This window comes from Arenibacter sp. P308M17 (genome assembly GCF_003426735.1).
Classification (GTDB): Bacteria; Bacteroidota; Bacteroidia; order Flavobacteriales; family Flavobacteriaceae; genus Arenibacter.
This window is the reverse complement of the sequence record NZ_QVON01000002.1, coordinates 893383-920100: the sequence shown is the minus strand read 5'-3', so window position 1 is coordinate 920100 and position 26718 is coordinate 893383. Positions and strand designations below refer to the sequence as shown.

The following is a 26718-nucleotide window of genomic DNA, read 5'->3' as shown; positions in this document are numbered from 1 at the left end:
GGCATTAAGATCAATAATCGGAATATTCCGTAGGGTAAAAGAAACGTGTAACGTTTTTGGAAACGTTGTTTTGATAATTGGGATCCGATTTCAATTTGTTCCATACCGGGGAATCGGAAAAGGATTTCCAATGGGCATCCCTGCTGGCCTGATTTTCAAATGTGGTCATATACATGAGGTTCGGCATAGTAGCGCCGGACAACACCTCGCCATAGAATACGGCATTAAAGCCCAGCTTGTCGAAAAGGGTTACCTCCCCGCCTTTGTTGAACATGTCTACTTTGTTAACATATTTGGCCTCCGTTGCCGATTCATAACTTCTTAATTCATAGACACGGTCTTCACGGGGACCGCTTAAAGGTGAAGGCTTCATCTTGGGCATATCCACAAAGGCTTTTAGAACAACTGATTCCACCCGGCTATAGGGAGGGTTTTTATAAGGGGCATCCAAAAAGTCTTTGGCAGCTGCCATATAAACTTTATCCTTTTGAAGTTTGGTCTCCATGGTTTCCAAATCGCCAAGACCTTTCATTGGGATCAATACTTTGATGCTTCTGGGATTTAGGGAATCTATTGTTTTTGGTTTAAAAACCCCCACGTTCTTTATATTGAGTTTTTTGAGCGCGGGCAACAAAGCCTTACTAAGGTATTGGTCCGTGGAATTTTCCTGTTCCCGGGTATCCAAAAGGTAGGTCTTTAGTTGGTAGTATTCACGCTGGTCAGTTTGGCCATAGGTGTTGATGGTGAATAACAATAAAAGAACCGAAATATATGCCACTTTATTCATTGTAATTGATTTGAGATAAATAATAGTTTATTTTATTGTCCGTTAAGTTAGGGTTTTTGTAAATAATGTCATAGTATTTTAAAAACAAACAATGTTGGGCATGTCCCTAAATTGTAAATGTGAAGGTCTAGGATATATGTTTTTTAAGCTTAATGACCACGGACTTGGAGGTCGGGGTATTGCTCTTATCGGCTGTACTGTTCAAAGGAACAAGGACATTGGCCTCCGGAAAATAGGTGGCGCAGCATTTTTCAGGGATATTGTATGGCAAAACAATGAATTTCCGTGCAATGCGTTCCGTTTTGTTGTGGAAATTATAAAGGTCTACCAAATCCCTTTCCTTGAGATGCTGCCTTTCCATATCCTTGGGGTGCATCAATATAACACGTCTCTCATTAAATATGCCCCTATATCTATCGTTCAACCCGTAAATAGTCGTGTTAAACTGATCATGGCTCCGTATGGTCATCATTAAAAGCTCGGCTTCGTCCAAAACTATGGCCTCACTATTGGATATACTAAAATTGGCCTTTCCGCTTGTGGTGTTATAGGAATTCTCCCGTGCCCCATTGGGCAAATAAAAGCCGGCAGGTTGCCGCACCCTTTGGTTATAGTTCCCAAATCCAGGAATACATTCTTCTATGCTGTCCCTGATATGGTCATAATGCTGCATATATTTTTCCCAGTCCACTTTGGAATTTTTTAGGGTGGCTATGGCCAATTGGCAAACTATGGTGGGTTCGCTCAGCATATGGGAGGATATAGGTTTGAGACTTCCTTTGGAACTATGTACCACCCCCATGGAATTTTCCACACTTACAAACTGCAGTTCGCCATTCATTAGGTCTTTGTCCGTTCTTCCCAAACTGGGCAGGATCAGGGCTTCTTTGCCGTGGATAAGATGACTGCGGTTCAATTTAGTGGAAACCTGTACCGTAAGGTCACATTTCTGAAGGGCTTCGGCCGTTAATAGGGTGTCCGGGGTGGCTGACAGGAAATTACCTCCCATGGCAAAAAATACCCTGGCCTTCCCGGAATGCATGGCCTTGATGCTTTCTACGGTATCATATCCCTGCCTGCGCGGTGGGCTAAAATGGAATACTTTTTCCAACCGGTCCAAAAATGGGGGCGAGGGCTTTTCGTAAATGCCCATGGTCCTATCCCCCTGTACATTGCTGTGGCCACGGACAGGGCAGGTGCCGGCCCCGGGTTTTCCAATACTTCCCTTTAACAATAAAAGGTTTACGACCTCTTTTATGGTATTTACCGAATTTTTGTGCTGGGTAAGGCCCATGGCCCAGCAAGCAATAATCTTGTTCTTGCTGCAAAGGATTTTGGCCAAAGCCTGCAAGCTTGGCAGGGGAATGCCACTTTCGGCAATTAAAATGTTTAGATCCAATGTCCTTATGTGTGTTAGGTACTCTCCAAAGCCTTGTGTTTTTTCTTTAATGAAATCTAAATTGAAAACTGTCCCTGGATCTTTATCCTCCTCAATCAACATAAGTTTCGCCAACGCTTGTAGGAGTGCCATATCCCCATTTATTTTTACCTGAAGGTATAGATCGGTTAATTTCGATTTTATACCCAGGGCACCTTTTATTTCCTGAGGATTGCTGAAATTTAAGAGTCCGGTTTCAAGGATCGGATTTATAGAGATAATGGTAGCACCATTTTCCTTGGCCTTTTTAAGGGCGCTCAGCATTCTGGGATGATTTGTGCCGGGGTTTTGGCCAAGGATCAGAATAACCTCGGTTTCGTAAAAGTCTTCCAATTTTACAGAACCCTTGCCTATGCCCAAGGTATCCGTAAGGGCAACCCCACTACTTTCATGGCACATATTGCTGCAGTCCGGCATATTGTTGGTACCGTATTCCCTTACAAAAAGTTGGTACAGGAAGGCCGCTTCGTTGCTTGTTCTTCCAGAGGTGTAAAATATGGCCTCGTCAGGACTTTTTAACCCATTTAAATGTTTTGCTATCTTGGAGAAAGCTCCTTCCCAGCTTATTTCTTGATAATGATCGGAACCTTCGGGCAAAAACATGGGTCGCGTCAACCTCCCTTTTTTACCTATTTCGTAATCTGAAAGCTGGGAAAGTTGGGAAACACTGTTTTCTTGGAAAAAGACAGTGTCCAGTTTTTTCATTGTGGCCTCCTCGGCAATGGCCTTGGCACCATTCTCGCAATATTCCGCTACAGCGCTTCGCTCATCATCTGGATCCGGCCAGGCACAGCCGGGACAATCAATTCCGCCCTTTTGGTTAAGGTTGGCCAGTGCTTTCAATCCCCTAACCGGTCCCATTTCCCCAAAAACTTGTTTTACGGAGGAGATAACCGCCGGAATACCTGCAGCTACTTTTTTAGGGCTTTTTATAATCAAACCGGTTAATTTTGCCGGAGCCACGGCTTCGGGGTCTGATTTTTCAGGGTTTTTGGCCATAATTTTTCAGGTGTTGCGGCAGGGTTGGGGCAATTTTCGGACGGGTCCTCCATGTGTCCATCCAAACAAACAAAATCTAATCCCATAAAATTAAGAAATCTCTTATCGGTCTCAAAGTTTAGGTCTAAAATTTGATCCGTTTTGTGCCGGAGTAGATGTTATATCTGGTTTTGTTCAGAAAACCTATTAAGGTAATATCGTGTTCCAAAGCCATTTCTATGGCCAAGCTGGACGGAGCTCCCACGGCCATAATAAAATGAATCCCTGCCATGGCCGCTTTTTGGATCAATTCAAAACTGGCGCGACCGCTAAGAAAGAGTAAATATGTGTCTATGGGAAATAGGGCTTGGGTAAGGGCATGGCCAATAATTTTATCCAGGGCGTTATGCCTTCCAACATCCTCGCGCATAGCCATTAATTCGCCCTGAAGATTAAATAGTGCGGCGGCATGTATTCCTCCGGTATCGTTGAAAATATTCTGCACTTGCTGCAGTCTGCCGGGAAAGGATTTAATAAGATTTTTTTCAATTTGAAAATCTGCGGAGGACGGGGGTAGGGAACATACCGTTTTTATAGCTTCAATACTGGACTTGCCGCAAACACCGCAACTACTACTGGTGTAAAAATTTCGCTCCAGTTTGCCAAGATCAATGTTTTTGGAGTGGATCAGGTGGATATTTATACTGTTTTCTTCAAGGGTGACCTTTTTTATTTGATCGGAAGCTTGGATAATGCCTTCGGTAAACAAAAATCCAACGGCCAGCTCCTGATCATGGCCCGGGGTTCTCATGGTAATGGAAATGTTTTTATTGATGAAGGGGGAATCCGAATTTAAGAGGTTAATACTAATTTGTAAGGGTTCTTCAACGGCAATGGCGTCAGCGTGTTCTATAACATCGCTCCCTTGAATTTTAATGATATTCTTTAAAACAATCGACTTTACATTTTCCTGAATCATAATATAGGGTTATACCTTAATAGCAACTCCTTCGGTGGTGTTTTGCTTGCCATCGTCAAAATAAAAGTCGATCCTGCCTAGGTTAATGCCAAAACAGCCCACTTGGTTTACCAATAGTTGTTCTTTTTTTCTATTGTATACTATGGCGGGCCTATCCAAAAATGTGTGTGTATGGCCTCCAATAATTAAATCTATGTTCTCTGTTTTCGCCGCTAATTTTAAGTCATCCGGTTTTTGAGGATTTTGATATTGATACCCTAAATGGGAAAGACAAATAATTAAATCGCATTTTTCCCCATCTTTTAAGGTACGGCTCATGTCCTGTGCAATCTCTATGGGGTCTAGATAAACGGTTTCTTGGTACAACTTCTTGGTGACCAGTCCGTCCAGTTCTATTCCCAATCCAAAAACCCCGATCTTGATCCCATCTACCATGTATGTTTTATATGGTTGCACATGACTGTCCAAAAGGGTGTTGGAAAAGTCATAATTGGCCGATAAAAAATCGAAGGAGGCATGGGGCATTTGGGCATACAGTCCATTGATTCCGTTGTCAAAATCGTGATTGCCAATGGTAGCTGCATCATACTGTAACATGCTCATCAGTTTAAATTCCAATTCTCCCCCATAAAAATTAAAATAGGGCGTTCCCTGAAAAATATCGCCTGCATCGAATAACAGGGTATTTGGGTTTTCTTTTCGGATTTGATCCACCAATGTGGCCCTTCTTGCCAAACCGCCCAAATTAGGGTAGTTGGAATGGTTGTTGGGAAAGGGATCTATATGACTGTGCACATCGTTTGTGTGCAAAATGGTGATGTGTTTGTTGGCCGAATTTCCGCAAGAATTCATGGACAGCCCTCCTAGGCCAATAAAAGTAGCAGAGGCTGCTGTTCCCGATATAAACTTTCTACGTTCCATACTTATTTGATTTGAACAAACCGGTCATCCGTGGCCGCAGTTAGGGTATCAATTTTTTTAAAATGATCTATCAGGGTATTTCTAATCAGGTAATCGGAATCGGTCAAAGAAATATACCCTTTTAAAAAATCCATATTATCACCACCGGTGACCAAATAATTTGAAGTGGCAACATAATAGGTCCTGTTTTCATCAAAGGGTTTCCCTTGAATGTTTACCGCTTGCAAACTCTTATTTTTATCCACAATTATTTGGATACCAGCAATGGGGTGGGGCACGCCGGACTTTATAAGGAAAGATACCAAGGCCCTGATGGCCTTACCATCCAATTCGGCAATAACTACCGAATTTTCGAAGGGCATTATCTCGTAGGCCGTACGCTCCGTAATGTTCCCTGGCGAAATTACAGATCTTATACTGCCAAAGTTAAGAAGTACAAAATCTATTTGCTTTCCAGTTCTGGCCGTAAAGACAGGGTTTACCTCCTGCATTACAATATCTGCCATTAAATTACCGGCAGGAGAATTCAGCCCGTCATCCGTTTTGGATATGGCCATTGGGGCATAGGCCAAAACACTGTCCAATATCTGATTGATCCTGTTCCTATAAGGGCCGATGACGTTTTCTATGGAATCTTTTGAACTGGAAGAATAATTGATCTGAATCCTTTCTCCCTCAATACTTTTCAATTTGGGAACGGATTCCGTGCAACCCAGCGTCAAGAATATTGTTGCAATTATAACAAAATGTTTGTTTTTTAAAATCATATACTTCTTACCTTCGTAATAATTATTGGGTCGATATTATTTACATTTACAGTCATGAAAATGTAAAAATACATGTTTTTAAAAGCGCTTAAGGAAAAAATTAAATTTAGGGCCGGTAAAAAGTTGTTAAAGAAGGGGTTGAACGCTTCTCCCAAAATTGTTGACCGGGCCAAGGGAATAAGTGCTGTTGGATGCATTGTGGATTTGGACGAGTTTGAAAATACCAATGCTTTCGATGAGTTTGTGGAGGAATTTTCCCTCAGGCACAATGCTTTGAAAATAATAGGCTATAAGAAATATAACGACAATAATTCCCCTTATTCGACCCCGGTTTTTTCGGACAAGGATTTGGGATGGAAAGGAAATATAGAGAACAGCTATGCCCTGGAGTTTTTAAATAGGGAGTACGATCTTTTGGTTAATTATTATACGGATGATAAATTATTGTTACAGTTAATGACGTTAAATACCAAGGCCAGGCTAAAGGTAGGCTTTGGTAGTGTGGATAAAAGTTTAAATGATTTGATATTGAATACCCCCATCGAGGATTTCCAGACCTTTAAAAAAGAGTTAGGGAAATATTTAAGGGTTTTAAATGAGATTAAATAATGGAACAGTTAGTAGGAACGGGCGTTGCCCTGGTGACTCCTTTTAAGGAGGATTTTTCTATAGATACGATGGCCTTGGCAAAAATCGTAAATTATTGTGTGGATGGTGGAATAGATTATTTGGTTGTTTTGGGAACTACGGGAGAATCTGTGGTGTTGTCCAAAAAAGAAAAACAATTGGTCGTCGAAACCATTGTGGAGGCCAATGCAGGTAGACTACCATTGGTTTTGGGAGTAGGTAGCAATAACACGGCAGCCGTTGTTGAAGAACTACAGGAAACCGATCTAAAGGATTTTATTGCCGTTTTATCGGTTTCACCTTATTATAACAGGCCCTCCCAAGAGGGGATTTATCAGCATTTTAAAGCCATTTCCCTTGCCTCGCCAAAGCCAATATTATTGTACAATGTACCTGGTAGGACCGGGAGCAATATGCTTCCTGAAACGGTTTTGAGATTGGCCAACGATTTCAATAATATTGTAGGTATAAAGGAGGCCTGTGGCGACATGGTTCAAGTAATGCGTACCATTAAGGATAAACCCACCGATTTTATGGTAATTTCAGGAGATGATTTTACGGCACTTTCTACGGTATTGGCCGGTGGTTCCGGGGTAATATCGGTTTTGGGACAGGGACTGCCTTCAGAATTTTCCCAAATGATACGTTTTGGGCTGGAAGGAAGGGTCAAGGAAGCCTTTACATTGCACTATGCCCTTCAGGACGGTATGGATCTCATTTTTAAGGAAGGGAATCCTGCTGGAATCAAGGCTTTGTTGGAAGCTATTGGCCTGGGAACTGCGGTCGTTAGGTTGCCATTGGTAGAAGCCACAACAACTCTAAAAAGGACCATAAAGAGTTTTTTGAACACTTTGCTAAAGACGGTGATTAAGTAAATAACCCTATTTTTTATTGGGTTTTTTACCAACAAAGTTAAAACTTGCACAAAAATGTTGTAGTTGGTAGAGGGGCGGACTATTTTAGCGCGATAAAAATGTTTTATTAATCCGTTTAGAATCCTTAATTTTGCAGAATGTTTTTAAAAATGAAGCGTCTATTTGCCTTTTTATTATTGGTCGCCATCCTTAGCTCTTGTAGTGAGTACCAAAAGGTACTCAAAAATGAAGATGTTAAGGCCAAATATGATTTGGCGGAAAAATTTTACGATGCCAAGGATTTTAAAAGGGCCAACCGATTATTGGAACAGATTGCCCCAAAGTATATCGGTAAGCCGCAAGGGGAACGTGTTATGTTCTTTCTTGCGGATTCGTATTACCAGACCAAGGATTATAATATGGCAGGTTACCAGTTCGAAAGGTTCCTAAAATCCTATCCCAAAAGTGATAAGGCAGTAGAGGCAGGATTTTATGGGGCGAAAAGCTACTATGAACTTTCCCCTAAATATTCTTTGGATCAAACGGATACCGACAAGGCCTTGATGAAACTGCAAAACTTTATCAATACCTATCCGGAATCCGAGTTTTTAGTGGAGGCCAATATCATGGCCAAGGAATTGACGACCAAGAAAGAGCGTAAAGCCTACGAAATAGCAAAGCAGTTCAATACAATTGGGGAATTTGATTATACCTTTTTAACTCCGGCGGTTGCGGCTTTTGATAACTTTATTTCGGACAATCCCGGTTCCGTTTATCGCGAAGATGCCCTATATTATAAGTTTGATTCAGCTACCAATTTGGCGCTTAACAGCTTTGATTATCTTAAAAAAAGTAGGTTGAATGATGCTAAGGCGGCTTATATGGCCTTAAAAAAATCCTTTCCCGAGTCCAAGTATCTCAAGGATGCCGATAAGACCTTGGAAAAAGTTGAAAAAGAATTAGAAATTTATTCCAAATAAAATACGATTTGATATGAATATGAACGATTTAAAGAACTCGAAGGCTCCTGTTTCTACGGTAACGATCAATAAAAATGAATTCGATGCCAAAACTGGAAATATTTATGAGGCAATCTCAATAGCTGCCAAAAGAGCTGTTCAGATTAATTCTGAAATTAAAAAAGAGCTTTTGGAAAAGTTGGAAGAGTTCGCCACTTATAGCGATAGTTTGGAAGAAGTCTTTGAAAACAAGGAACAGATCGAAGTTTCTAAATTCTACGAAAAATTGCCCAAACCACACGCATTAGCGGTAAAGGAGTGGTTGGACGATAAAATTTACTACAGGAATACAGAGAAGGACGCTTAGAGGATGTTGGGCGGTAAGAATATACTTTTGGGCATTACTGGGGGTATAGCTGCTTATAAAACCACCTTTTTGGTTCGTTTACTTATTAAAGCTGGCGCTAATGTTAAAGTAGTTTTAACGGAAAGCGCCAGCTCTTTTGTTACCCCCTTAACCCTGGCTACCCTGTCCAAGAATGCCGTACTGTCTTCATTTGTAGATGAGGAAAGTGGAACGGTTTCTTGGAACAACCATGTAGCCCTGGGGCTTTGGGCCGATATTATGCTGATAGCTCCGGCTACGGCCAATACCCTGTCCAAAATGGCTAATGGTACCTGTGACAACCTGTTGATGGCCACTTACCTATCTGCAAAATGCCCTGTTTATTTTGCTCCGGCGATGGACTTGGATATGTATAAACATCCTTCCACTACAGCGACCTTTAAAAAGCTGTTATCCTTTGGGAATATAATGATTCCTGCCGCATCCGGAGAGTTGGCCAGTGGATTGATAGGGGAGGGCCGCATGGCCGAACCTGAAGATATTGTAAGTTTTCTCAATGATCATCTGGGCAAGGGCCTACCGTTGGAAGGCAAGATAGTGTTGATTACGGCCGGCCCTACCTATGAGGCTATAGATCCGGTAAGGTTTATAGGAAATCATTCATCGGGCCTAATGGGGTACGAATTGGCACAAAATGCCGCCAAGCTTGGCGCTAAGGTATATTTGGTATCCGGTCCGTCCCATTTAAGTATTCAACATTCCCTGATAAAACTGGTCAAAGTAACTTCGGCAGATGAAATGTATAGGGAAACGGTGGCCCTGTACCCGGAGGTGGATATCGCTATTTGTGCTGCGGCGGTTGCCGATTATAAACCTAAACTGGTAGCTGAACAGAAAATAAAGAAGACGTCCGATGAATTTACCATTACCTTGGTAAGGAACAAGGACATCCTATTTTCTTTGGGAGAGATGAAAAATAACCAGTTCTTGGTCGGTTTTGCGCTGGAAACCGAAAATGAGGTTGAAAATGCCATTGGAAAATTGAAACGAAAAAACCTGGACGCCATTGTCCTAAATTCCATGAACGATAGCGGTGCAGGTTTTGGAAAATTGACCAATAAAATATCGTTCATAGATAAGAATTTGGATATTAAAACGTTTGGGTTAAAGACCAAGGCAGAGGTAGCCTTGGATATTTTAAATGAAATCAAGAACAGGATCCATGCGTAATTTATCTTTGACCATTATTTGTTTTATAACTTCCATGGCCTTGGGAGCCCAAGAATTGAATTGTGTGGTTACTATAAATTCGGATCAGGTTGGGCAGACCAATCAACAGATTTTTAAGACCTTGGAACGTTCCCTAAACGATTTTGTAAATAAGAACAGATGGTCCAATCGGGTCTATAAGGAGAATGAAAGGGTGAACGCCCAAATGTTCATTACCATTACGGAGTATGAATCCAGTAGGTTTAAAGGGAATATTCAAATTCAATCCTCAAGACCTGTTTTTAATACCTCCTATGAAAGTCCTGTTTTTAATTATAAGGACAATCAATTCAGTTTCGATTATATTGAGTTTCAGCCTTTGATCTTGAACGAAAACAATATTACTTCCAATTTGGTAGGGGTGGTATCTTTCTATTCCTATATTATTTTGGGACTGGATGCCGACACTTTTTCTTTGGAGGGCGGAACCGATTTTTACAAAAAGGCGCAACAAGTGGTTACTTTGGCACAAAGTGCCGGTTTTTCCGGATGGTCACAGACATCGGGACAAAGAAGCAGATTCGAGTTGGTGGATAACCTGTTGTCCAATTCTTACAGGGAATATAGAATAGCAATGTACAATTATCACAGAAAGGGATTGGATGTGCTGGCGGATAATAACAGTACGGGAAAGCAGGTAGTTGCCGGTAGTATGCGTTTACTGGAGACCATGGCGGGCAGATATCCCAATGCCTTTTTGATCCAAACTTTTTTTGATGCGAAGTCGGAAGAGATACAAAACGTTTTTTCCGACGGACCAAAAGTGGATATTGTACAGCTTAAGGAAACCTTGAACAAAATTGCCCCAATGTATTCGTCGACTTGGAACGAAATAAAATTTTGATCGGAATCAGGACAAAATTATTTGGTCTCCCTTCGTTATGGGGGTATAGAGAAATTTTTTACCACACATTTTTTTCCAAGGCAATATAAATTATCTTTACGGCAATCTTAGATAATAAACCTTGCTGACAAATCTTTCCATAAAGAATTACGCCTTAATAGACCATCTAAACGTTAAGTTTACCAATGGTTTTACGGTAATAACAGGTGAAACAGGTGCCGGAAAATCCATTTTATTGGGTGGGCTGTCCTTGGTATTGGGTAAAAGAGCGGATCTTTCCTCCTTAAGGGAGAAGGAGGATAAATGCATCGTAGAGGCGGAATTTGAAATTTCCAAATACGGTCTGGAGGCTTTTTTTACCGAAAACGACCTGGATTATGAGAAAAAGACCATATTGAGAAGGGAGATTTTACCGAGTGGTAAATCCAGGGCCTTTATCAATGATTCCCCTGTGACCTTGGATATTTTGTCCGAGTTGGGAGATCAATTGATAGATGTGCACTCCCAGCACCAAACGTTGCGACTTGCCGATAATGATTTTCAACTAAAAGTTATTGATGCCCTGGCCGATAATGGACAGTTGCTTGGGGAGTACTCCTCAAAGTTGCTCTTATATCAATCTACACAAAAGCAGTTACAAAAACTGGTGGATTTTCAGAATAGTGCCACCAAAGAACACGAATACAATAGTTTTTTATTACAGGAATTAAATGTGGCACCTTTAAAAGAAGGAATACTGGAGGAGCTGGAAGAGCAGTACGAACAGCTGAACAATGTGGAGGTTATCCTAGAACAATTGTCCCACGGGCAACAGCTATTGAATGATGAGCAGATTGGGCTGATAAACCTACTTACAGCGCTTAAGCAGGTATCCAATAAGTTGGCCAGTTTTGGCCATCAATATTCGGATATAAATGAACGCGTAAAATCGGTGTTTATTGAGTTGGATGATATCTCCAACGAATTCACTATTCTAAATGACAAGGTAGAGGCCGATCCACAGTTGTTGGAACAGGTAAATGCCAAGCTTCAATTGCTTTATGATCTTTTAAAGAAACACAAGGTCCAGACTATTTCGGAATTATTGGAAATTAGGGATAATCTTGATGAAAAGGTCAGTGCCACGGAGAATGTTGCTACGGATATAGATCGCAAAAGGAAGGAGCTGCAGCAATTGGAAAAGGCTTTGAACACCGAAGCATCCAGCATAAGTAAGAAAAGGAAGTTGGTTGTTCCAAAGCTAAAAAGCCAATTGGAGGAAACTTTGATCGACTTGGGAATGGCAAGTGCTACCTTTAAAATTGAAATTTCGGCAGCCAAAGAGTTTAAACCCACAGGTAGGGACAATCTTAGCTTTTTGTTTTCGGCGAACAAGGGGTCCGCTTATGGAGACCTCAAGAAGGTGGCCTCCGGTGGGGAACTTTCTAGGATTATGTTGACCATTAAGGCTATTTTGGCCCGATACGAACAGCTGCCTACTATGATGTTCGATGAGATAGATACGGGGGTATCCGGGGAAATTTCCAATAAAATGGGAGATATTATGAAGGATATGAGCAATTCCATGCAGATATTTTCCATTACCCATCTGCCACAGGTGGCCGCCAAAGGGGTGCATCATTTTAAAGTGTACAAGACAGAGGAACTGATGGGGACCAACACCAAAATGAAAAGGCTTACTTCAGAAGAAAGGGTTGTAGAGCTGGCAGAAATGTTGGGAGGAAAAAACTTGTCCGAATCGGCTTTGGCACATGCAAGGCAGTTGCTGGATTAACTTTCGTATGTAGCGGTAGGGAAACCTCAAATTTCGATCAGGGGTATGGTATGGGCCTGTTCGTGTAAAACAAACTTATTTTCCTTACACCTGTTTCCATGTAAAAGGGCTATAACAACGTACTTAGGGGATATTTTTCAAGGGTACTCCATAATGGGAAATGATTTTTATACCTTCCTCTTTCTACGGTCTACCCACTAATTTTTAATATCTTTGGCGATCTAAAAAGCACAAATAATAGACTATGTCGTTTAATTTATTAAAAGGAAAAAAGGGAATTATTTTTGGGGCATTGGACGCCAATTCCATCGCTTGGAAAACTGCAGAAACCATACATGCCGAAGGGGGGACCTTTATCCTGACCAACGCGCCCATAGCCATGCGTATGGGGCAGATAGATGAACTTGCAAAAAACACGGGCTCCAAGGTTATTCCTGCCGATGCCACGAGCGAAGAGGATTTGGATAATTTGATTAGGCGATCCATGGAGATTTTGGGAGGTAAAATAGATTTTGTACTGCACTCCATTGGGATGTCCGTCAACGTACGCAAGGGTAGGGCCTATACAGATGGAAGGTATGATTTTACCACCAAGGGTTGGGATGTATCCGCACTATCTTTCCACAAAGTAATGCAGAGCCTTTACAAGGCGGATGCCATGAACGAATGGGGAAGCATCGTAGCTTTGACCTATATCGCCGCCCAGAGGACCTTTCCTGATTATAATGATATGGCCGACAATAAGGCCTATTTGGAATCGGTTGCCCGTAGTTTTGGCTATTTTTTTGGCAAGGAGAAGAAGGTGAGGGTAAACACCATATCCCAATCCCCAACAGCTACCACGGCAGGGCAGGGAGTTAAGGGGTTTAACAGTTTTATTTCCTATGCCGATAAGATGTCCCCTTTGGGAAATGCAACCGCTCAGGATTGTGCGGATTATACCGTTACCCTTTTTTCGGATTTCACTAGAAAGGTTACCATGCAGAATTTGTTCCACGATGGCGGTTTTTCCAATACTGGTGTTAGTCAGGAAGTAATCGATACGTTTTCAGAATAGCTTCGCGGGTATTAGGGTAACTTGCCCGATAGCCAAGTTATTATTGGTTTAATACGGGGGTCGCATCTAATAAATGGAATTATGCAGTTGCAGAAGGGGTGAGGGCAGGCCAACACTATTGTTCCGCAATTTTAAATAGTAAAGAAACCCAATGGACTTATTTTTTTCTTTTATAGTACCGGTCTACAATAGGCCCAATGAGATAGATGAATTGCTGGAAAGCCTTTCAGTGCAGGACTATGATAAATCTTTTGAGGTGGTGGTGGTAGAGGACGGTTCCTTGGAAAGTTCCGAAGATGTAGTGAAAAAGTATGGGGATGGATTGTCCATAACATATTTGAAGAAGAAGAACTCGGGTCCCGGTGATTCCCGTAATTATGGCATGAATCGCGCGCATGGCAATTATTTTATAGTGCTGGATTCCGATTGTATAATTCCAAGCCATTATTTGTCCGTGGTGGAGCAGTCCTTGAAAAATAATTATGTGGATTGTTTTGGGGGGCCGGATGCGGCACACCCTACTTTTACTCCTGTACAAAAGGCCATTAATTATGCGATGACCTCAATCCTTACCACAGGGGGGATAAGGGGGAATAAACGGGCCGTAGGTAAATTTCAGCCCAGGAGCTTTAATATGGGAATATCCAGGGCGGCCTTTGAAAAAACCCTTGGATATGGCAATATACACCCAGGGGAAGATCCCGACCTTATCTTTAGAATATGGGAAGCGGGCTATGACACCAAATTGATCCAAGATGCCTTTGTATACCACAAAAGGCGGATAGATTGGAACAAATTTTACACCCAGGTCAAAAAATTTGGAATGGTAAGACCTGTATTAAACCATTGGCACCCCAACAGTGCCAAAATAACCTATTGGTTCCCTACCCTGTTCTGTTTAGGGTTTGTAGGGGCCGTGGCCATGTGGGCATTAGGCGTTTTTTGGCCATTTGCAATATATGTCCTTTATTTTGGTTTACTTTTTGTGCATTCCTTGGTAGTCAATAAAAATTTTAAGGTGGCTATGCTGTCATTGATAGCGGTGGTCATCCAATTTGCGGGCTATGGCTATGGATTTTTGAAAAATTCGATGCTTATAGCAATAAGCAATAAAAAACCGGAGGAGCTATTTCCCAAGCTTTTCTTTAAAACGCTGTAATAAGTTGATGGATAAAATTAAAAACGGACTCAACAAGAGAAAGGTCAAACTGTTTCTGATCTTTCTATTATGTTCCGGTCTCGCTTGGTTTGTAAGTAATTTGGCGGAACAATATTCCAGTAACGCCACCTTTGATATTAATTATGGCAGCACCCCGGACAGTTTATTGCTGAATAGCGTTTCCAAAAGGAACATTAAGGTTCGGTTAAGGGCCAGTGGGTTTCAATTCTTGATGTTGGGGTTTAAAAATAAAACGGTGGAGGTGGACCTTTCCGAACTGGAAAAAAGAGGCTCCAAGTATTTTGTTTCCCCTTCGGCATACAGAAACCAAATAGAAAATCAACTTTCAAAGTTTATAAGGGTTGAGGACATGGATAGGGATACCCTATTTTTTAATTTCCAAAGACTCTTTAGAAAAAAGGTGCCTGTACTTCCTAAAGTCACCATAGATTTGGAGCAAAACTATCTAATGGACAGCACGTATACCCTGTTGCCCGATTCCATTACCGTAATGGGCCCCAAAATGGAAATAGATACTTTGACGGGCCTTACTACCCAAACTTTGGTATTGCCACATACGACCAGTGATATTTCAAAAAAATTAAAATTGAATCTTCCGCCCGAACTAAAAGACACCAAATATTCCCATCTTAGTGTAAACTTGTCCGCTAAAGTATTTAAATTTTCAGAAAGGGTTTTTAAGGTTCCAGTAGTGGTTATCAATGTACCGGAAGGTGTAGGGATAAGAACGTTTCCGGAATCGGTATCGGTTTTGTGCAGGGGGCGCATGGGAGCCATTAAGGAATTGTTGGTAACCGATTTTGTGGTTACGGCCGATTATTCCGACCTCAAGGACAAAAATGAAAATGTTTTGGATCTAAAACTGACGAAAAAGCCCAATAGCGTGAATGTAGTACGGTTAAGGGAGAATAAGGTTGAATTTATACTGAAGAGGCAATGATGATCGTGGGCTTGACAGGAGGGATTGGTAGTGGGAAATCTACTGTTGGATCTATGTTCCAAAAATTGGGAGTACCCATATATAATTCCGATGTAGAGGCGAAGAAGTTAATGGGCCGTTCCAAAAAGATTAAAAAGGACATTGAAGCCCTTTTGGGCAAGGAAAGTTATTTGAATGGGGAACCCAATAGGGGATATATAGCCAAGAAAGTGTTCAAGGATAAGATATTATTACGAGGTCTCAACAATATAGTACATCCCGCTGTGAGACGTCATTTTAAAAGTTGGTGCAAACGCCAGAATGCCACCTATGTAATTCAAGAGGCCGCCATTATATTCGAAAGCGGGAACCAGGAACGTTATGATAAAATAATCCTTGTGACCGCACCAAGGGACATCAGGATTCAAAGGGTTGTGGATAGGGACGGAATTACGGCGGAACAGCTAATGGCACGTATGGACAATCAATGGCCGGATAGTGAAAAAGAGAGGTTGTCAGACTTCATTATTGAAAATATAGACCTTGAGGCCACGGAAGGGGAAGTTTTTCGAATTCATCATAAATTGCTTAAAATAAAGGTTTAAGCGCTAAATTTTAACATTTTTGTTAAGGTTAGGTTAAACGTACATTTTGCTAAATGTTAAATTTCTAATTTTGTCGATAAATGAATAAGAGGTTATTTGGTCTTTTGGTAGTCTTAATGAGCCTTTCCCTAATAGGAATCATCTTTGTTCAGAGTTATTGGATAAATAAGTCGGTATCGGACAAGGAAGAACAATTTTCAAATACAGTCAACCAAATATTGAGTAGGGTTGTGGATAATATTGAAAAGCGGGAGGTGCAGGATTACCTGAACGAGTTTTACAAGCTTAGCGATAGTATTGGAAAGCCAAAGGCTACCCATCTTAAGAATTTTTTCTTTTTTGACCGTGATATTAATTCCAACGAAGTACGTTTTTATACCCATGGTATTTTGGAGGAGGACTACAATATGGCATCTACGTTCTTTGATATAGGCTTGGACACCACTACCTTTAGGAATATTACCAGTACCAGGACCACCGAGATTTTCAAAGAGGATTTTGGTCTGGATGGGACACAATATTCGTTAACGCCTGTCCAAAAACTTGAAAAAATTGGATCTATGACAGATCTTGACAAGTTTGCTTTGGATGATGTTTTTAGGGAACAGGCGAAAAATAGGCCCATCCATAAGCGGGTGTCCAAACAGGAGGTTGAACTGATGCTCAGTAAGGAATTAAATAATAGGGGTATCGATATTGACTATGAATATGGGGTCTATAGCAAGGGACTGCCCACAAAAGTGAAATCCCAAAAATTCAAATTTTCCGAGACCACACTTTATAAGGCACCTTTATTTAAGGATAGTGAAGGAAATACTAATTTTTCTCTATTGTTGACTTTTCCCAAAAAGAAAAGGTTCCTTATACAGTCCATTCTTGGAATGGCACTTTTGTCCCTAACATTTACCTTGGTTATTGTAGTGGCCTATTCCAGTGCCATCTATCAGTTGATAAAGCAGAAGCAGATTTCAGAGATTAAATCAGACTTTATCAACAATATGACACATGAGTTCAAAACTCCAATTGCAACTATAAACCTGGCAGTTGAAGCTATTAAGAACCCGAAAATCATTGATGACAAGGAGAAGGTACTGCGCTATTTGCAAATGATAAGGGACGAAAACAAGAGAATGCACGCACAGGTGGAAAATGTACTCCGGATATCCAAGTTGGAAAAAAATCAATTGGATATAAGTAAGGATAGGGCGGATGTACACGACATAATAGAGGATGCCATTACCCATGTAGAGCTTATAGTAGCGGATAGGGGAGGATATATCAAGCCCCATTTGAAGGCGGAACGATCCGAGGTATTGGCCAATGAGATGCATTTCACCAATGTTATTGTGAATATATTGGATAATGCGATGAAATATTCGCCAGAAGTGCCCAAGATCGATGTTTTTACCGAAGTGGTCGGGAATTCTATCATTATAAAAGTGCAGGATCAGGGTGCCGGAATGAGCAAAGCGGTATTAAAAAAAGTTTTTGAAAAGTTCTATAGGGAACATACAGGGGATATACACAATGTAAAGGGCCACGGTTTAGGGCTCGCTTACGTAAAGAAAATAGTAGATGATCATCAAGGTGAGGTTTATGCAGAAAGTGAAAAAGGAAAAGGAAGCACTTTTTATATTAAACTACCTTTAATTTAAAACAATAATGGAAACAATAGATAAGAAAATATTACTCGTAGAGGACGATCCCAATTTTGGAATTGTACTTAAGGATTACTTGGCAATGAACGACTTTGATGTTACATTGGCCAAAAACGGAATGGAAGGTTTTGAGAAATTTAAGAAGGACAATTTTGATGTTTGTATTTTGGATGTTATGATGCCCTACAAGGATGGCTTTACCCTTGCCAAGGAAATCCGTGAAAAGAACGAAAACGTTCCTATTGTTTTTCTAACGGCCAAGACGATGAAAGAAGATGTCCTTAAGGGATATAAAGCAGGGGCCGACGATTATTTGAACAAGCCTTTTGATTCGGAAGTGCTCTTGATGAAGCTTAAAGCCATAATCCAAAGAAAATCTTCCAGTTCCCTAGCGGACAGTAAACAATTTGAATTTACTATTGGTGGTTTTCAATTGAATTCCAAGCTTAGGTTTCTGAAATACAAAGATGAAGATGCCATTAAACTCTCCCCTAAGGAAAACGAATTGCTTAGACTGTTGGCCTTGCACGAGAACGATTTAATGCCCAGGGAATTGGCCTTGACCAAAATTTGGAGGGATGACAATTATTTTACATCCCGAAGTATGGACGTGTATATTGCCAAATTGAGAAAGTATCTCAAAAAAGATGAAAATGTGGAGATATTGAACATCCACGGAGAAGGATTTAGATTGGTGGTGAAAACCGAGTAATCGCCCCTATTAAGAATTTTATAGAGCACCAAGGGATATCTTGGTGCTTTTTTATTATCCACTGTCCGGTCAATGTTTAAATGACGGGTTGGGAATGGGGGATCTTGAGGTGGGCCAGGAGGTAAAAAACGAGTATAGCTGCCCACTGCCTACTCATCTTCCAGTTGCCGGTACTCCTTTATTATATGATCTATAATTTCTTGGGGGCTGGGTTCTATTGAGATTTTTATAGCCCCGATCGGAGGCTCAAAAGTGTCCAATTGGGACCGCAATAGTTCGGCGGGCATAAAATGCCCCTTTCGTTTATGTAGACGCTCCAATAGCAGTTCAAAAGAACTTTCCAAGGAAATCCATACCACTTTTTCTTCAATTTTTTTTGCAAGTAATATTCTGTAGGATTCCTTTAAGGCGGAGCAGACAATGACAGATCCGGTTTCCTGGTTGGAAACGGCCAATCTGTTTAATGTTATAAGCCACTCATAACGGTCTTCATCGGTCAGTGGGATTTTATTGGACATTTTTTCTATATTGGCTTCGGTGTGAAAATCGTCGCCATCAAAAAATGGTAGGTCCAGTTTTTCCGCCAATAATTGCCCTATGGTAGATTTACCTGTTCCGGAGACCCCGATTACAAATAGAATATTTTTCAAGTTTTTCGCCCGATGCCTACCGGGATTTTCTTGAGGTTGTTCTTTTAATGTCATTGATCCTTACGTTTTTGAACTATCCTTTCCAGAATTTCATTTAAGTCGTATTTGTAATCTACCCAATGGATATCCTCTTTTTTTCGTAACCATGTCAATTGCCTTTTCGCAAACCTTCTTGTATTTTTCTTTATTTCATCTACCGCGGTATCCAGATCAATATCGCCTTTAAAATATTTAAATAATTCCTTGTAGCCTACGGTTTGCAAAGCGTTCAGGGACTGTTGTTCCTTTAAGGATGCCACCTCTTCCAATAGGCCCTGTTCCATCATCATGTCCACTCTTTTATTTATACGGTCGTATATGATTTTCCTTTCTGCATTTATGGCAATGGTAGTTGTACTAAAATTCCTTTTGGGTTTTGCTTGGTTAAGGAAAGAGGTGTAGGGGAGTCCTGAAACAATGCACACCTCTAGGGCCCTTATAAGTCTATGTGGGTTGTTCAGGTCTACCAGACCGTAATAATCCCTATCGAGGGTTTTAAGTCTTTCCTGAAGGCTTAAAATGCCTTCGGTCTTCAAAGTTGCGTTAAGTGCATGGCGAACATTAGGGTCAATGGTGGGGAAATTATCCAGTCCCTCCTTAATGGCGTCAATGTAAAGGCCACTTCCGCCAACCATGACTACGAGGTTGTTATCCTTGAAAAGTAATTCCAGTTTTTCAATGGCTTCCCTTTCAAAATCCCCTACTGTATATTTTTCAAAAATGCTTTTGTGTTGAATAAAATGATGCGGAACACTGGCCAATTCTTCAGGGGCAGGTACTGCGGTCCCAATGGACATTTCTTTGTAAAACTGACGGGAATCGGCAGAAATGACCTCGGTTTTGTTGTGTTTGGCTATGGCTATGGCCAAAGTTGTCTTTCCTATAGCGGTTGGTCCAACAATGGAAATGAGATTTTTTTTATCCATTAATCATCACTTAGTCTGTGTCCGCATTCCCTACAGTAATGGGCATCAATACGCATGATTTCCGTGCCACATTCCGGACAGGTTCTGTCCGTGTCCAAATTTTTTTTGTTGGTGATTCCGGCGGCATATTCGGCCGAAACAATTCCCGTAGGTACTGCGATTACCCCATAACCGATGATCATGATCAAGGTTGCGATAAATTGTCCCAAGGGCGTTTCTGGAGATATATCCCCATAACCTACTGTAGTTAAGGTAACTATGGTCCAGTAAACACTATGGGGAATACTTGTGAAACCGTGGTCGGGACCTTCAACGATGTACATTACGGTCCCCAATATAACGGATATGACGATGACGAAGAAAACAAAAACAAATATTTTTGTTCTACTGGCGTTCAAGGCCCTTATAAGTTTATTGGATTCCCCAACAAAGCGGACCAGCTTTAAAATTCTAAATACCCTTAACAATCTCAAAATACGGAAGGCCGTTATGTATTGGGAACCGACCAGGAAAAGTGAAAGGTATTTTGGAATCGTGGAAAGTAGGTCTACCACTCCAAAAAAGCTTAGAATATATTTTTTTGGTCGATTTATGGAAATAATGCGCAATATGTACTCTATGGAAAAAAGTATGGTCACCGCCCATTCCGAGTAGTTTAGGAATTTATGGTGTTTTTCATCGAAGGTAGGAATACTTTCCAACATTACAATAATAACGCTGTACACTATCACAATAAGCAGAAAGATATCGAAAAGTCTACCAGCTGGAGTGTGGGTCCCGTAGATTACTTCATGAATTTTGTGTTTCCAACTCTTTTTGATTTTCACAATTTACCGATTTAGATCTATAATTTTCAGGATCTTTTTTTTTCTAAGATAGGAGGAAATAATATGGGTCGTGTTTTCATTTCCTTCCATGGGAGTTATTATGGATTCCAAGATATGGATATTATTGATTTGATGGTTTAAATTAAAATAGCCAAATCCTTTAAAAACACCATCTTTGATCTCAATTCCACATCGCTCCCCTATTTCCCTTCCCTTGTCCATGATCAGGATGCTCTTATTTGACAAACTGTACTTGTCAATAGCTTGTGATACCCTTAAATTATATGCCTCCACAGGCTCTTGGTTTATACATCCCCCAAGACAATTATTGTCCTCAAAATGGGAGCAATGAGTCCTTGCCTTTGATAGGCCATTTATTTTATTGCACAGTTGAAATTCATCCCTGATGCCCTGTAGAAAATTCTCTGCTCCCTGAAGGCTGTTAAAGGTAGCTACTGCCTTTTTGCTTGGATTCACCGCCTCCGGGCTTAATGTAATATAGCCGTCTTGGTTAATGGATTGATAGACTCCATGAGAAAACAACCTTCTTTTATAGCCGGTATTGTACTTGGGCCTGTTTCGCAACAATTCCGCATTCTCCTTTAAAAGGGCGGCCAATTCATTGCCCGTTTTTTCATAAGAAATCCTTTTGGTTTCTTTCTGAATCCTTCTTGCATTTGGACTGTTATTGGTAAAATGCTGGTTGACCCTTTTTTTAATGTTGCTACTTTTTCCCAACCAAATAATTTCTCCATCCTTATTGTGCATATAGTAGACCCCTGTTTCCGAAGGTAATTCGTCTACCATATCCAATTGTCTGGACGATAGTTCCCCTTGGCTCTCTGTTCTTAAGACGCTCTTATAAATAGTTTTGTCCAGATCTTTTGAAAGCAATAGTTTAAATAGCTGCAAGGTGGCAAGGGCATCCCCATTGGCTCTATGGCGGTCGCTTACAGGAATCCCAAGAGACCGTACCAATTTGCCCAGACTGTAAGATTCCGCCTCCGGTAATAATTGCTTGGCCAGTTCAACGGTGCAGAGGGTCTTGCGTTCAAAGTTAAAGCCCAATCGCCTAAATTCCGTTCTCAAAATCCTATAGTCGAACTGTGCATTATGGGCCACAATAACCGCATCTTCCGTGATTTCCACAATGCGCTTGGCCACTTCATAGAATTTTGGGGCAGTGCGCAACATATTGTTGTTGATACCGGTAAGATTGACCACAAAGGGTTGGATTTCTTTTTCAGGGTTTATGAGGCTAATGAACTGATCCACCACTTTATGTCCGTCAAATTTGTGGATAGCAATTTCTGTAATCCCTTCTTCATTGTATTTTCCTCCTGTGGTTTCAATATCTAATATAACGTACATGTAAAATTTCTAATTCGGATTACAGGACAAAGATACATAATCCAATGCCAAGGAAACAGCAAGCCTGTTCGTTAATTTCTAGATCCAAAAATGCTGCTTCCCACTCGTATCATGGTGCTTCCTTCCTCTAAGGCAATCTTATAATCGCCACTCATACCCATAGATAATTGGGAAAGATCGGGGAATACCGACTTGGTTTTTTCAAACAGGTTTTTAAGTTGTTTAAATTCCTTCCTGATTTGCTGGCCATTGTCCGTAAATGTCGCCATTCCCATTAGGCCAACTATCTTTATGTTGCTTAGTTCCCCGATCTCATTTGAGGCAATCAATTCGTTAAGGTCGTTTTCGTCAAAGCCAAACTTGGTGTCTTCCTCGGCAATGTGGATCTGAAGTAGACAGGGGATGACCCTGTTGTGCTTTTTGGCTTGTTTGTTTATTTCCCTTAAAAGTTTCAGGCTGTCCACTCCATGGATCAAAGCCACATATTCTGCCATATACTTCACCTTGTTGCGCTGTATATGGCCTATCATATGCCACTCAATATCCTTGGGAAGCACTTCTTGCTTCTCCGTCATTTCCTGAATTTTATTTTCCCCAAAAACCCTTTGTCCGGCAGCGTAGGCCTCTTCTATATCCGATATGGGCTTGGTTTTGGAAACCGCAACGAGCTTTACATGGGAAGGAAGCGATTCCTTGATGGTATTTAAATTATCTTTAATGGACATTCAATTATTTTTTTTGCTATTGATCTTCATTTGGCCCTTATACACCTTTAAATTTACAGTTGGTGAAACGGGCAGAACGGACTACTGATTAAACTGTCGGGAAACCTTATCGGCTTTGCGGGTTTTGGAATAATCATAAAAACCTTCCCCGGATTTAACACCTAATTTTCCAGCGGTTACCATGTTCACCAATAGGGGGCAGGGAGCATATTTTGGGTTTTTGAAGCCGTCGTACATTACATTTAAAATGGACAGACAAACATCCAGCCCAATAAAATCGGCAAGCTGTAAAGGACCCATTGGGTGGGCCATGCCCAATTTCATGACCGTGTCTATTTCACTGACCCCCGCAACTCTATGATACAGGGTCTCTATGGCCTCGTTGATCATGGGCATTAATATGCGGTTGGCAATAAACCCTGGATAGTCATTGACCTCTGTTGGTGTTTTTCCGAGCTTCTTGGACAGGTCCATAATGGTTTCTGTTACTTCATTGGAGGTGTTATAGCCTCTTATTACCTCTACCAATTGCATAATGGGTACGGGATTCATAAAGTGCATACCAATTACCTTATCCGCTCTTTTGGTGGCAGCTGCCATCTGTGTAATGGAAATGGAGGAGGTATTGGTCGCCAAAATGGTAGTGGGTTCACAAATGGCATCCAATTCCCCAAAGATTTTTAATTTAAGTGCCGTGTTTTCCGTTGCCGCCTCTATTACAAGGTCTACCTTTTTTATCCCATCTGCCAGAATGGTGTAGGGGGCTATGTTTTCCAAAGTGGCTTTCTTTTCATTTTCGGTAATAAGCTGTTTCGCCACCATTCTATCGAGATTTTTGCCAATGGTGGTAAGGCCCTTGTTAAGAGCATCCTGCGATATATCGATAAGATTGGTTTTATATCCATTTTGGGCCATTACATGGGCAATGCCATTACCCATTGTTCCTGCCCCTATGACTGCTATGTTTTTCATTTCTAAATGTTTTGCATGAAACTTTATGCTATTATTTATTGGGCCTACCTAGTAAGTATATACAATGGGCACCTATTTTTTTTGAAAAGACGCAATAACTTCCAAAGCAACCCTTAAGGCTCGGGTGCCCTGTTCCAGGGAGACTACCGGAACAGTGTTGTTGTTTATAGCCTCGGCAAAGGTTTCCAGTTCGTCCAGTATGGCATTGTTGGCAGCGATGTCCGGATTTTCAAAATAGATCTGTTTTTTTACGCCTTCGGCATTTTGAAGGATCATATCAAAATCCCCAGGTATTTCCGGGGCGTCCTTCATTTTGACCACTTCCACTTTTTTCTCCAGAAAATCCACGGCGATATAGGCGTCTTTTTGGAAAAAGCGCGACTTGCGCATATTTTTTAAAGAAATTCTACTGGCCGTTAGGTTGGCCACGCAACCGTTTTCAAACTCTATTCTGGCATTGGCAATATCCGGAGAACTGCTAATGACCGATACGCCACTGGCATTGATCTGCTTAATCTCCGACCGGACCACACTAAGGATGGCATCAATATCGTGGATCATTAAATCCAAAACTACCGGTACATCGGTTCCCCTTGGATTAAATTCTGCCAACCTATGGGTTTCAATGAACATGGGGTTATTAATATTTCCCTTTACCGCCATAAAGGCGGGATTAAATCTTTCCACATGGCCCACCTGTCCCTTGACCCGATGTTTTTTTTCCAACTGCAATAATTCTTCTGCTTCTTGAAGGGTATTGGTAATAGGTTTTTCTATGAAAACATGTTTTCCTTTTTCCATGGCCTTTTTGGCACAGTCGAAATGGGAAAGGGTGGGGGTTACAATGTCCACTACATCTACGGCGTCCATTAGTTTGTTTATATTATCGAAAAAAGTATAACCGAATTCAGCGGCTACTTTTTTTCCATTGATGACATCGGGATCATAAAAACCGACCAAATTATATTTCTGGGACCCATTCAGTAATCTTAGATGGATTTTTCCTAAATGTCCTGCTCCAAGGACGCCAACATTAAGCATATGTATATATTTTCCTCAAAAATAAGGATAGTTTGCAAGTTTAGGGGGCTTAAAAAATAAAAGTTAAGTGTTGTATCCCCTCTTTTTTGTCAACAATGCCAGGTGCTAAAAATAGGATAAAAACAATAAAGTAGATTATTGAATTAGAATTCCCATTCCTAAAGAAATCTGGTTCAAATTTACCTTAGGATAAAAGAATAGATTAGATTGCGGCATGTAATTTTTTTATTTCTTCATTTTAAGTTTTACGTTTTTTAACTTTGTCCTCCAAAACCAAACAATTGAAAGATACATTAAAACATAGGGGAATGCGCAATAAATTGGCAGACCTTCTTTCGGGGAAGGGGATTGTGGACAATTCCGTATTGGAGGCTATCCGGGCCGTTCCAAGACACTTATTTCTGGATAGCAGTTTTGAGGATCATGCATATCAGGACAAAGCTTTTCCTATTGGGGCGGACCAAACCATTTCCCAGCCTTACACGGTGGCCTTTCAGACCGAGCTATTACAGGTACGTCCAGATCACAAGGTTTTGGAAATAGGAACGGGTAGTGGGTATCAAACTGCGGTTTTATTAAAGTTAAAGGCAAAAGTATATACTATTGAGCGTCAGTTGGAACTATTTAAGAAGACCAGTATTTTTTTTAAAAAGATGGGATATAGCCCCAAAAAAGTAATATTTGGGGATGGGTATAAGGGATTGCCAGAAGAGGCGCCGTTTGATAGTATTATAGTAACCGCCGGGGCCCCCTTTGTACCAAATCCTTTACTTGCCCAACTGAAGGTAGGCGGCAGGTTGGTGATCCCGGTAGGGACGGACGAGCAGATCATGACGTTGTTTGTTCGGAAATCTGCCAAAGAATTTGAGAAAAAGGAATTGGGATCCTTTAGGTTTGTGCCTTTATTGGAGAATAAGAATTAAGGGATGTTCTAATTGTTGAAGCTTTTTTTAATCCTGTCCAAGTTTTTCTTGTTGTCGCGATCTTTGATGGTCTCACGCTTGTCATAGAGTTTTTTACCCTTGGCCAATGCGATGTTTATTTTGGCCAAGCCCCTATCGTTCATAAAAAGATTTAAGGGAATTATGGTCAGACCTGAATTTTTTACTTCTTTTTCCAGTTTTTTTAGTTCACCACGGTTGAGTAGTAGTTTTCGCTCTGCCTTGGGTTTGTGGTTGTAGTGGGTGCCATGGGAATATTCATCTACCTGCATGTTGATTACGAACAACTCTCCCAGGTCGTTAAACTCACAAAAGCTTTCCGAAATGGAAGCCTTGCTCTCCCTAATGGATTTAATCTCGGTACCGGACAAAACAATACCGGCCGTATAGGTGTCCAGTAACTCGTAATCGAATCGGGCCCTTTTGTTCTTTATATTTACTTTTTTCTGCATATGTTGGACAAAAATAGAAACAATTATCCGATTGACCATCAGGTCATAAGTACATAATAGTATTAATTTTTTTGGATATAAATCAATTTTTTTTGTAATG

The 26718-nt window shown here is 40.9% G+C and carries 27 protein-coding genes; 14 read left to right on the top strand and 13 right to left on the bottom strand.

Translation table 11 applies throughout. The features are described 5' to 3' along the window. Window positions 1-10 precede the first annotated feature (10 nt). From D0S24_RS07875 to D0S24_RS07855, 5 genes are all read right to left on the bottom strand, one after another. Window positions 11-787, bottom strand: a complete 777-nt coding sequence (locus D0S24_RS07875; protein ID WP_117019277.1) for an NIPSNAP family protein — start codon at window positions 785-787, stop codon at window positions 11-13. Window positions 788-914: 127 nt separating this feature from the next. Then, complete coding sequence (locus D0S24_RS07870) at window positions 915-3224, bottom strand: FdhF/YdeP family oxidoreductase (RefSeq protein WP_117019276.1); 2310 nt, start codon at window positions 3222-3224, stop codon at window positions 915-917. A 124-nt stretch (window positions 3225-3348) separates the two neighbouring features. Beyond that, window positions 3349-4182 (bottom strand): formate dehydrogenase accessory sulfurtransferase FdhD, encoded by an 834-nt coding sequence (fdhD, locus tag D0S24_RS07865; protein ID WP_117019275.1) that lies wholly within the window; start codon window positions 4180-4182, stop codon window positions 3349-3351. Between the two features lie 9 nt (window positions 4183-4191). Continuing rightward, window positions 4192-5103: a bifunctional UDP-sugar hydrolase/5'-nucleotidase gene (locus D0S24_RS07860; RefSeq protein ID WP_117019274.1), complete on the bottom strand. Its 912-nt coding sequence runs from the start codon at window positions 5101-5103 to the stop codon at window positions 4192-4194. Between the two features lie 2 nt (window positions 5104-5105). Continuing rightward, entirely contained in the window at window positions 5106-5825 is a 720-nt protein-coding gene (locus D0S24_RS07855) for a 5'-nucleotidase C-terminal domain-containing protein (protein WP_251795746.1), read from the bottom strand. A 117-nt stretch (window positions 5826-5942) separates the two neighbouring features. Between D0S24_RS07855 and D0S24_RS07850 the strand changes: the two genes are divergently transcribed. The 13 genes from D0S24_RS07850 to D0S24_RS07790 all read left to right on the top strand — a co-directional run bounded on the left by D0S24_RS07850 (window position 5943) and on the right by D0S24_RS07790 (window position 18674). After that, window positions 5943-6479: a DUF6913 domain-containing protein gene (locus D0S24_RS07850; protein WP_117019272.1), complete on the top strand. Its 537-nt coding sequence runs from the start codon at window positions 5943-5945 to the stop codon at window positions 6477-6479. After that, window positions 6479-7372: a 4-hydroxy-tetrahydrodipicolinate synthase gene (dapA, locus tag D0S24_RS07845; RefSeq protein ID WP_117019271.1), complete on the top strand. Its 894-nt coding sequence runs from the start codon at window positions 6479-6481 to the stop codon at window positions 7370-7372. Before D0S24_RS07850 ends, dapA begins: the two co-directional genes overlap by 1 nt. Before the next feature lie 137 nt (window positions 7373-7509). Continuing rightward, complete coding sequence (locus D0S24_RS07840; protein WP_117019270.1) at window positions 7510-8331, top strand: outer membrane protein assembly factor BamD; 822 nt, start codon at window positions 7510-7512, stop codon at window positions 8329-8331. Window positions 8332-8344: 13 nt separating this feature from the next. Next, window positions 8345-8677 (top strand): DNA-directed RNA polymerase subunit omega, encoded by a 333-nt coding sequence (locus D0S24_RS07835; protein ID WP_181938048.1) that lies wholly within the window; start codon window positions 8345-8347, stop codon window positions 8675-8677. Between the two features lie 3 nt (window positions 8678-8680). After that, a complete protein-coding gene (gene coaBC / locus D0S24_RS07830; RefSeq protein ID WP_117019269.1) occupies window positions 8681-9886 on the top strand; it encodes a bifunctional phosphopantothenoylcysteine decarboxylase/phosphopantothenate--cysteine ligase CoaBC in 1206 nt (401 codons plus the stop codon). Continuing rightward, the gene (locus D0S24_RS07825) at window positions 9879-10769 is read left to right on the top strand and encodes a DUF4835 family protein (protein WP_117019268.1); all 891 of its coding nucleotides are present in this window, start codon (window positions 9879-9881) and stop codon (window positions 10767-10769) included. Before coaBC ends, D0S24_RS07825 begins: the two co-directional genes overlap by 8 nt. Window positions 10770-10890: 121 nt before the next feature. Then, on the top strand, window positions 10891-12543 hold the full coding sequence (gene recN, locus D0S24_RS07820; protein ID WP_117019267.1) for a DNA repair protein RecN: 1653 nt from the start codon (window positions 10891-10893) through the stop codon (window positions 12541-12543). Window positions 12544-12787: 244 nt separating this feature from the next. Further along, the gene (locus D0S24_RS07815) at window positions 12788-13600 is read left to right on the top strand and encodes an enoyl-ACP reductase (protein WP_117019266.1); all 813 of its coding nucleotides are present in this window, start codon (window positions 12788-12790) and stop codon (window positions 13598-13600) included. Between the two features lie 151 nt (window positions 13601-13751). Beyond that, a complete protein-coding gene (locus D0S24_RS07810; RefSeq protein ID WP_117019265.1) occupies window positions 13752-14759 on the top strand; it encodes a glycosyltransferase family 2 protein in 1008 nt (335 codons plus the stop codon). Window positions 14760-14766: 7 nt separating this feature from the next. Further along, window positions 14767-15720, top strand: a complete 954-nt coding sequence (locus D0S24_RS07805; RefSeq protein ID WP_117019264.1) for a hypothetical protein — start codon at window positions 14767-14769, stop codon at window positions 15718-15720. After that, window positions 15717-16304 (top strand): dephospho-CoA kinase, encoded by a 588-nt coding sequence (gene coaE / locus D0S24_RS07800; protein ID WP_117019263.1) that lies wholly within the window; start codon window positions 15717-15719, stop codon window positions 16302-16304. Before D0S24_RS07805 ends, coaE begins: the two co-directional genes overlap by 4 nt. Before the next feature lie 80 nt (window positions 16305-16384). Next, window positions 16385-17959 carry a sensor histidine kinase KdpD gene (locus D0S24_RS07795; protein ID WP_117019262.1) on the top strand — a complete coding sequence of 525 codons (1575 nt, stop codon included), beginning with the start codon at window positions 16385-16387 and terminating at the stop codon, window positions 17957-17959. A gap of 7 nt (window positions 17960-17966) precedes the next feature. After that, complete coding sequence (locus tag D0S24_RS07790) at window positions 17967-18674, top strand: response regulator transcription factor (protein ID WP_117019261.1); 708 nt, start codon at window positions 17967-17969, stop codon at window positions 18672-18674. 149 nt (window positions 18675-18823) lie between these two features. Here the strand turns inward: D0S24_RS07790 and D0S24_RS07785 are convergent, their stop codons facing one another. The 7 genes from D0S24_RS07785 to D0S24_RS07755 all read right to left on the bottom strand — a co-directional run bounded on the left by D0S24_RS07785 (window position 18824) and on the right by D0S24_RS07755 (window position 25225). Then, entirely contained in the window at window positions 18824-19378 is a 555-nt protein-coding gene (locus D0S24_RS07785) for a gluconokinase (protein ID WP_117019260.1), read from the bottom strand. Then, window positions 19375-20289 carry a tRNA (adenosine(37)-N6)-dimethylallyltransferase MiaA gene (miaA, locus tag D0S24_RS07780; protein ID WP_117019259.1) on the bottom strand — a complete coding sequence of 305 codons (915 nt, stop codon included), beginning with the start codon at window positions 20287-20289 and terminating at the stop codon, window positions 19375-19377. Before miaA ends, D0S24_RS07785 begins: the two co-directional genes overlap by 4 nt. After that, entirely contained in the window at window positions 20289-21116 is an 828-nt protein-coding gene (locus D0S24_RS07775; protein WP_251795745.1) for an ion transporter, read from the bottom strand. The genes miaA and D0S24_RS07775 overlap by 1 nt, the downstream gene beginning before the upstream one ends. Window positions 21117-21119: 3 nt before the next feature. Next, complete coding sequence (locus D0S24_RS07770) at window positions 21120-22487, bottom strand: exonuclease domain-containing protein (RefSeq protein ID WP_117019257.1); 1368 nt, start codon at window positions 22485-22487, stop codon at window positions 21120-21122. A 71-nt stretch (window positions 22488-22558) separates the two neighbouring features. Further along, complete coding sequence (locus D0S24_RS07765; protein ID WP_117019256.1) at window positions 22559-23212, bottom strand: YggS family pyridoxal phosphate-dependent enzyme; 654 nt, start codon at window positions 23210-23212, stop codon at window positions 22559-22561. Between the two features lie 81 nt (window positions 23213-23293). Further along, window positions 23294-24184 carry a 3-hydroxyacyl-CoA dehydrogenase family protein gene (locus tag D0S24_RS07760; RefSeq protein ID WP_117019255.1) on the bottom strand — a complete coding sequence of 297 codons (891 nt, stop codon included), beginning with the start codon at window positions 24182-24184 and terminating at the stop codon, window positions 23294-23296. Between the two features lie 72 nt (window positions 24185-24256). Further along, the gene (locus D0S24_RS07755; RefSeq protein WP_117019254.1) at window positions 24257-25225 is read right to left on the bottom strand and encodes a Gfo/Idh/MocA family protein; all 969 of its coding nucleotides are present in this window, start codon (window positions 25223-25225) and stop codon (window positions 24257-24259) included. Between the two features lie 281 nt (window positions 25226-25506). On the opposite strand from D0S24_RS07755, the gene D0S24_RS07750 reads away from it, so the two are divergent. Beyond that, window positions 25507-26148, top strand: coding sequence for a protein-L-isoaspartate(D-aspartate) O-methyltransferase (locus D0S24_RS07750; protein WP_117019369.1), 642 nt, complete (start codon window positions 25507-25509; stop codon window positions 26146-26148). Between the two features lie 8 nt (window positions 26149-26156). On the opposite strand, the gene smpB is transcribed toward D0S24_RS07750, so the two are convergent. Then, on the bottom strand, window positions 26157-26618 hold the full coding sequence (gene smpB, locus D0S24_RS07745; protein ID WP_117019253.1) for an SsrA-binding protein SmpB: 462 nt from the start codon (window positions 26616-26618) through the stop codon (window positions 26157-26159). Window positions 26619-26718: the final 100 nt, after the last annotated feature.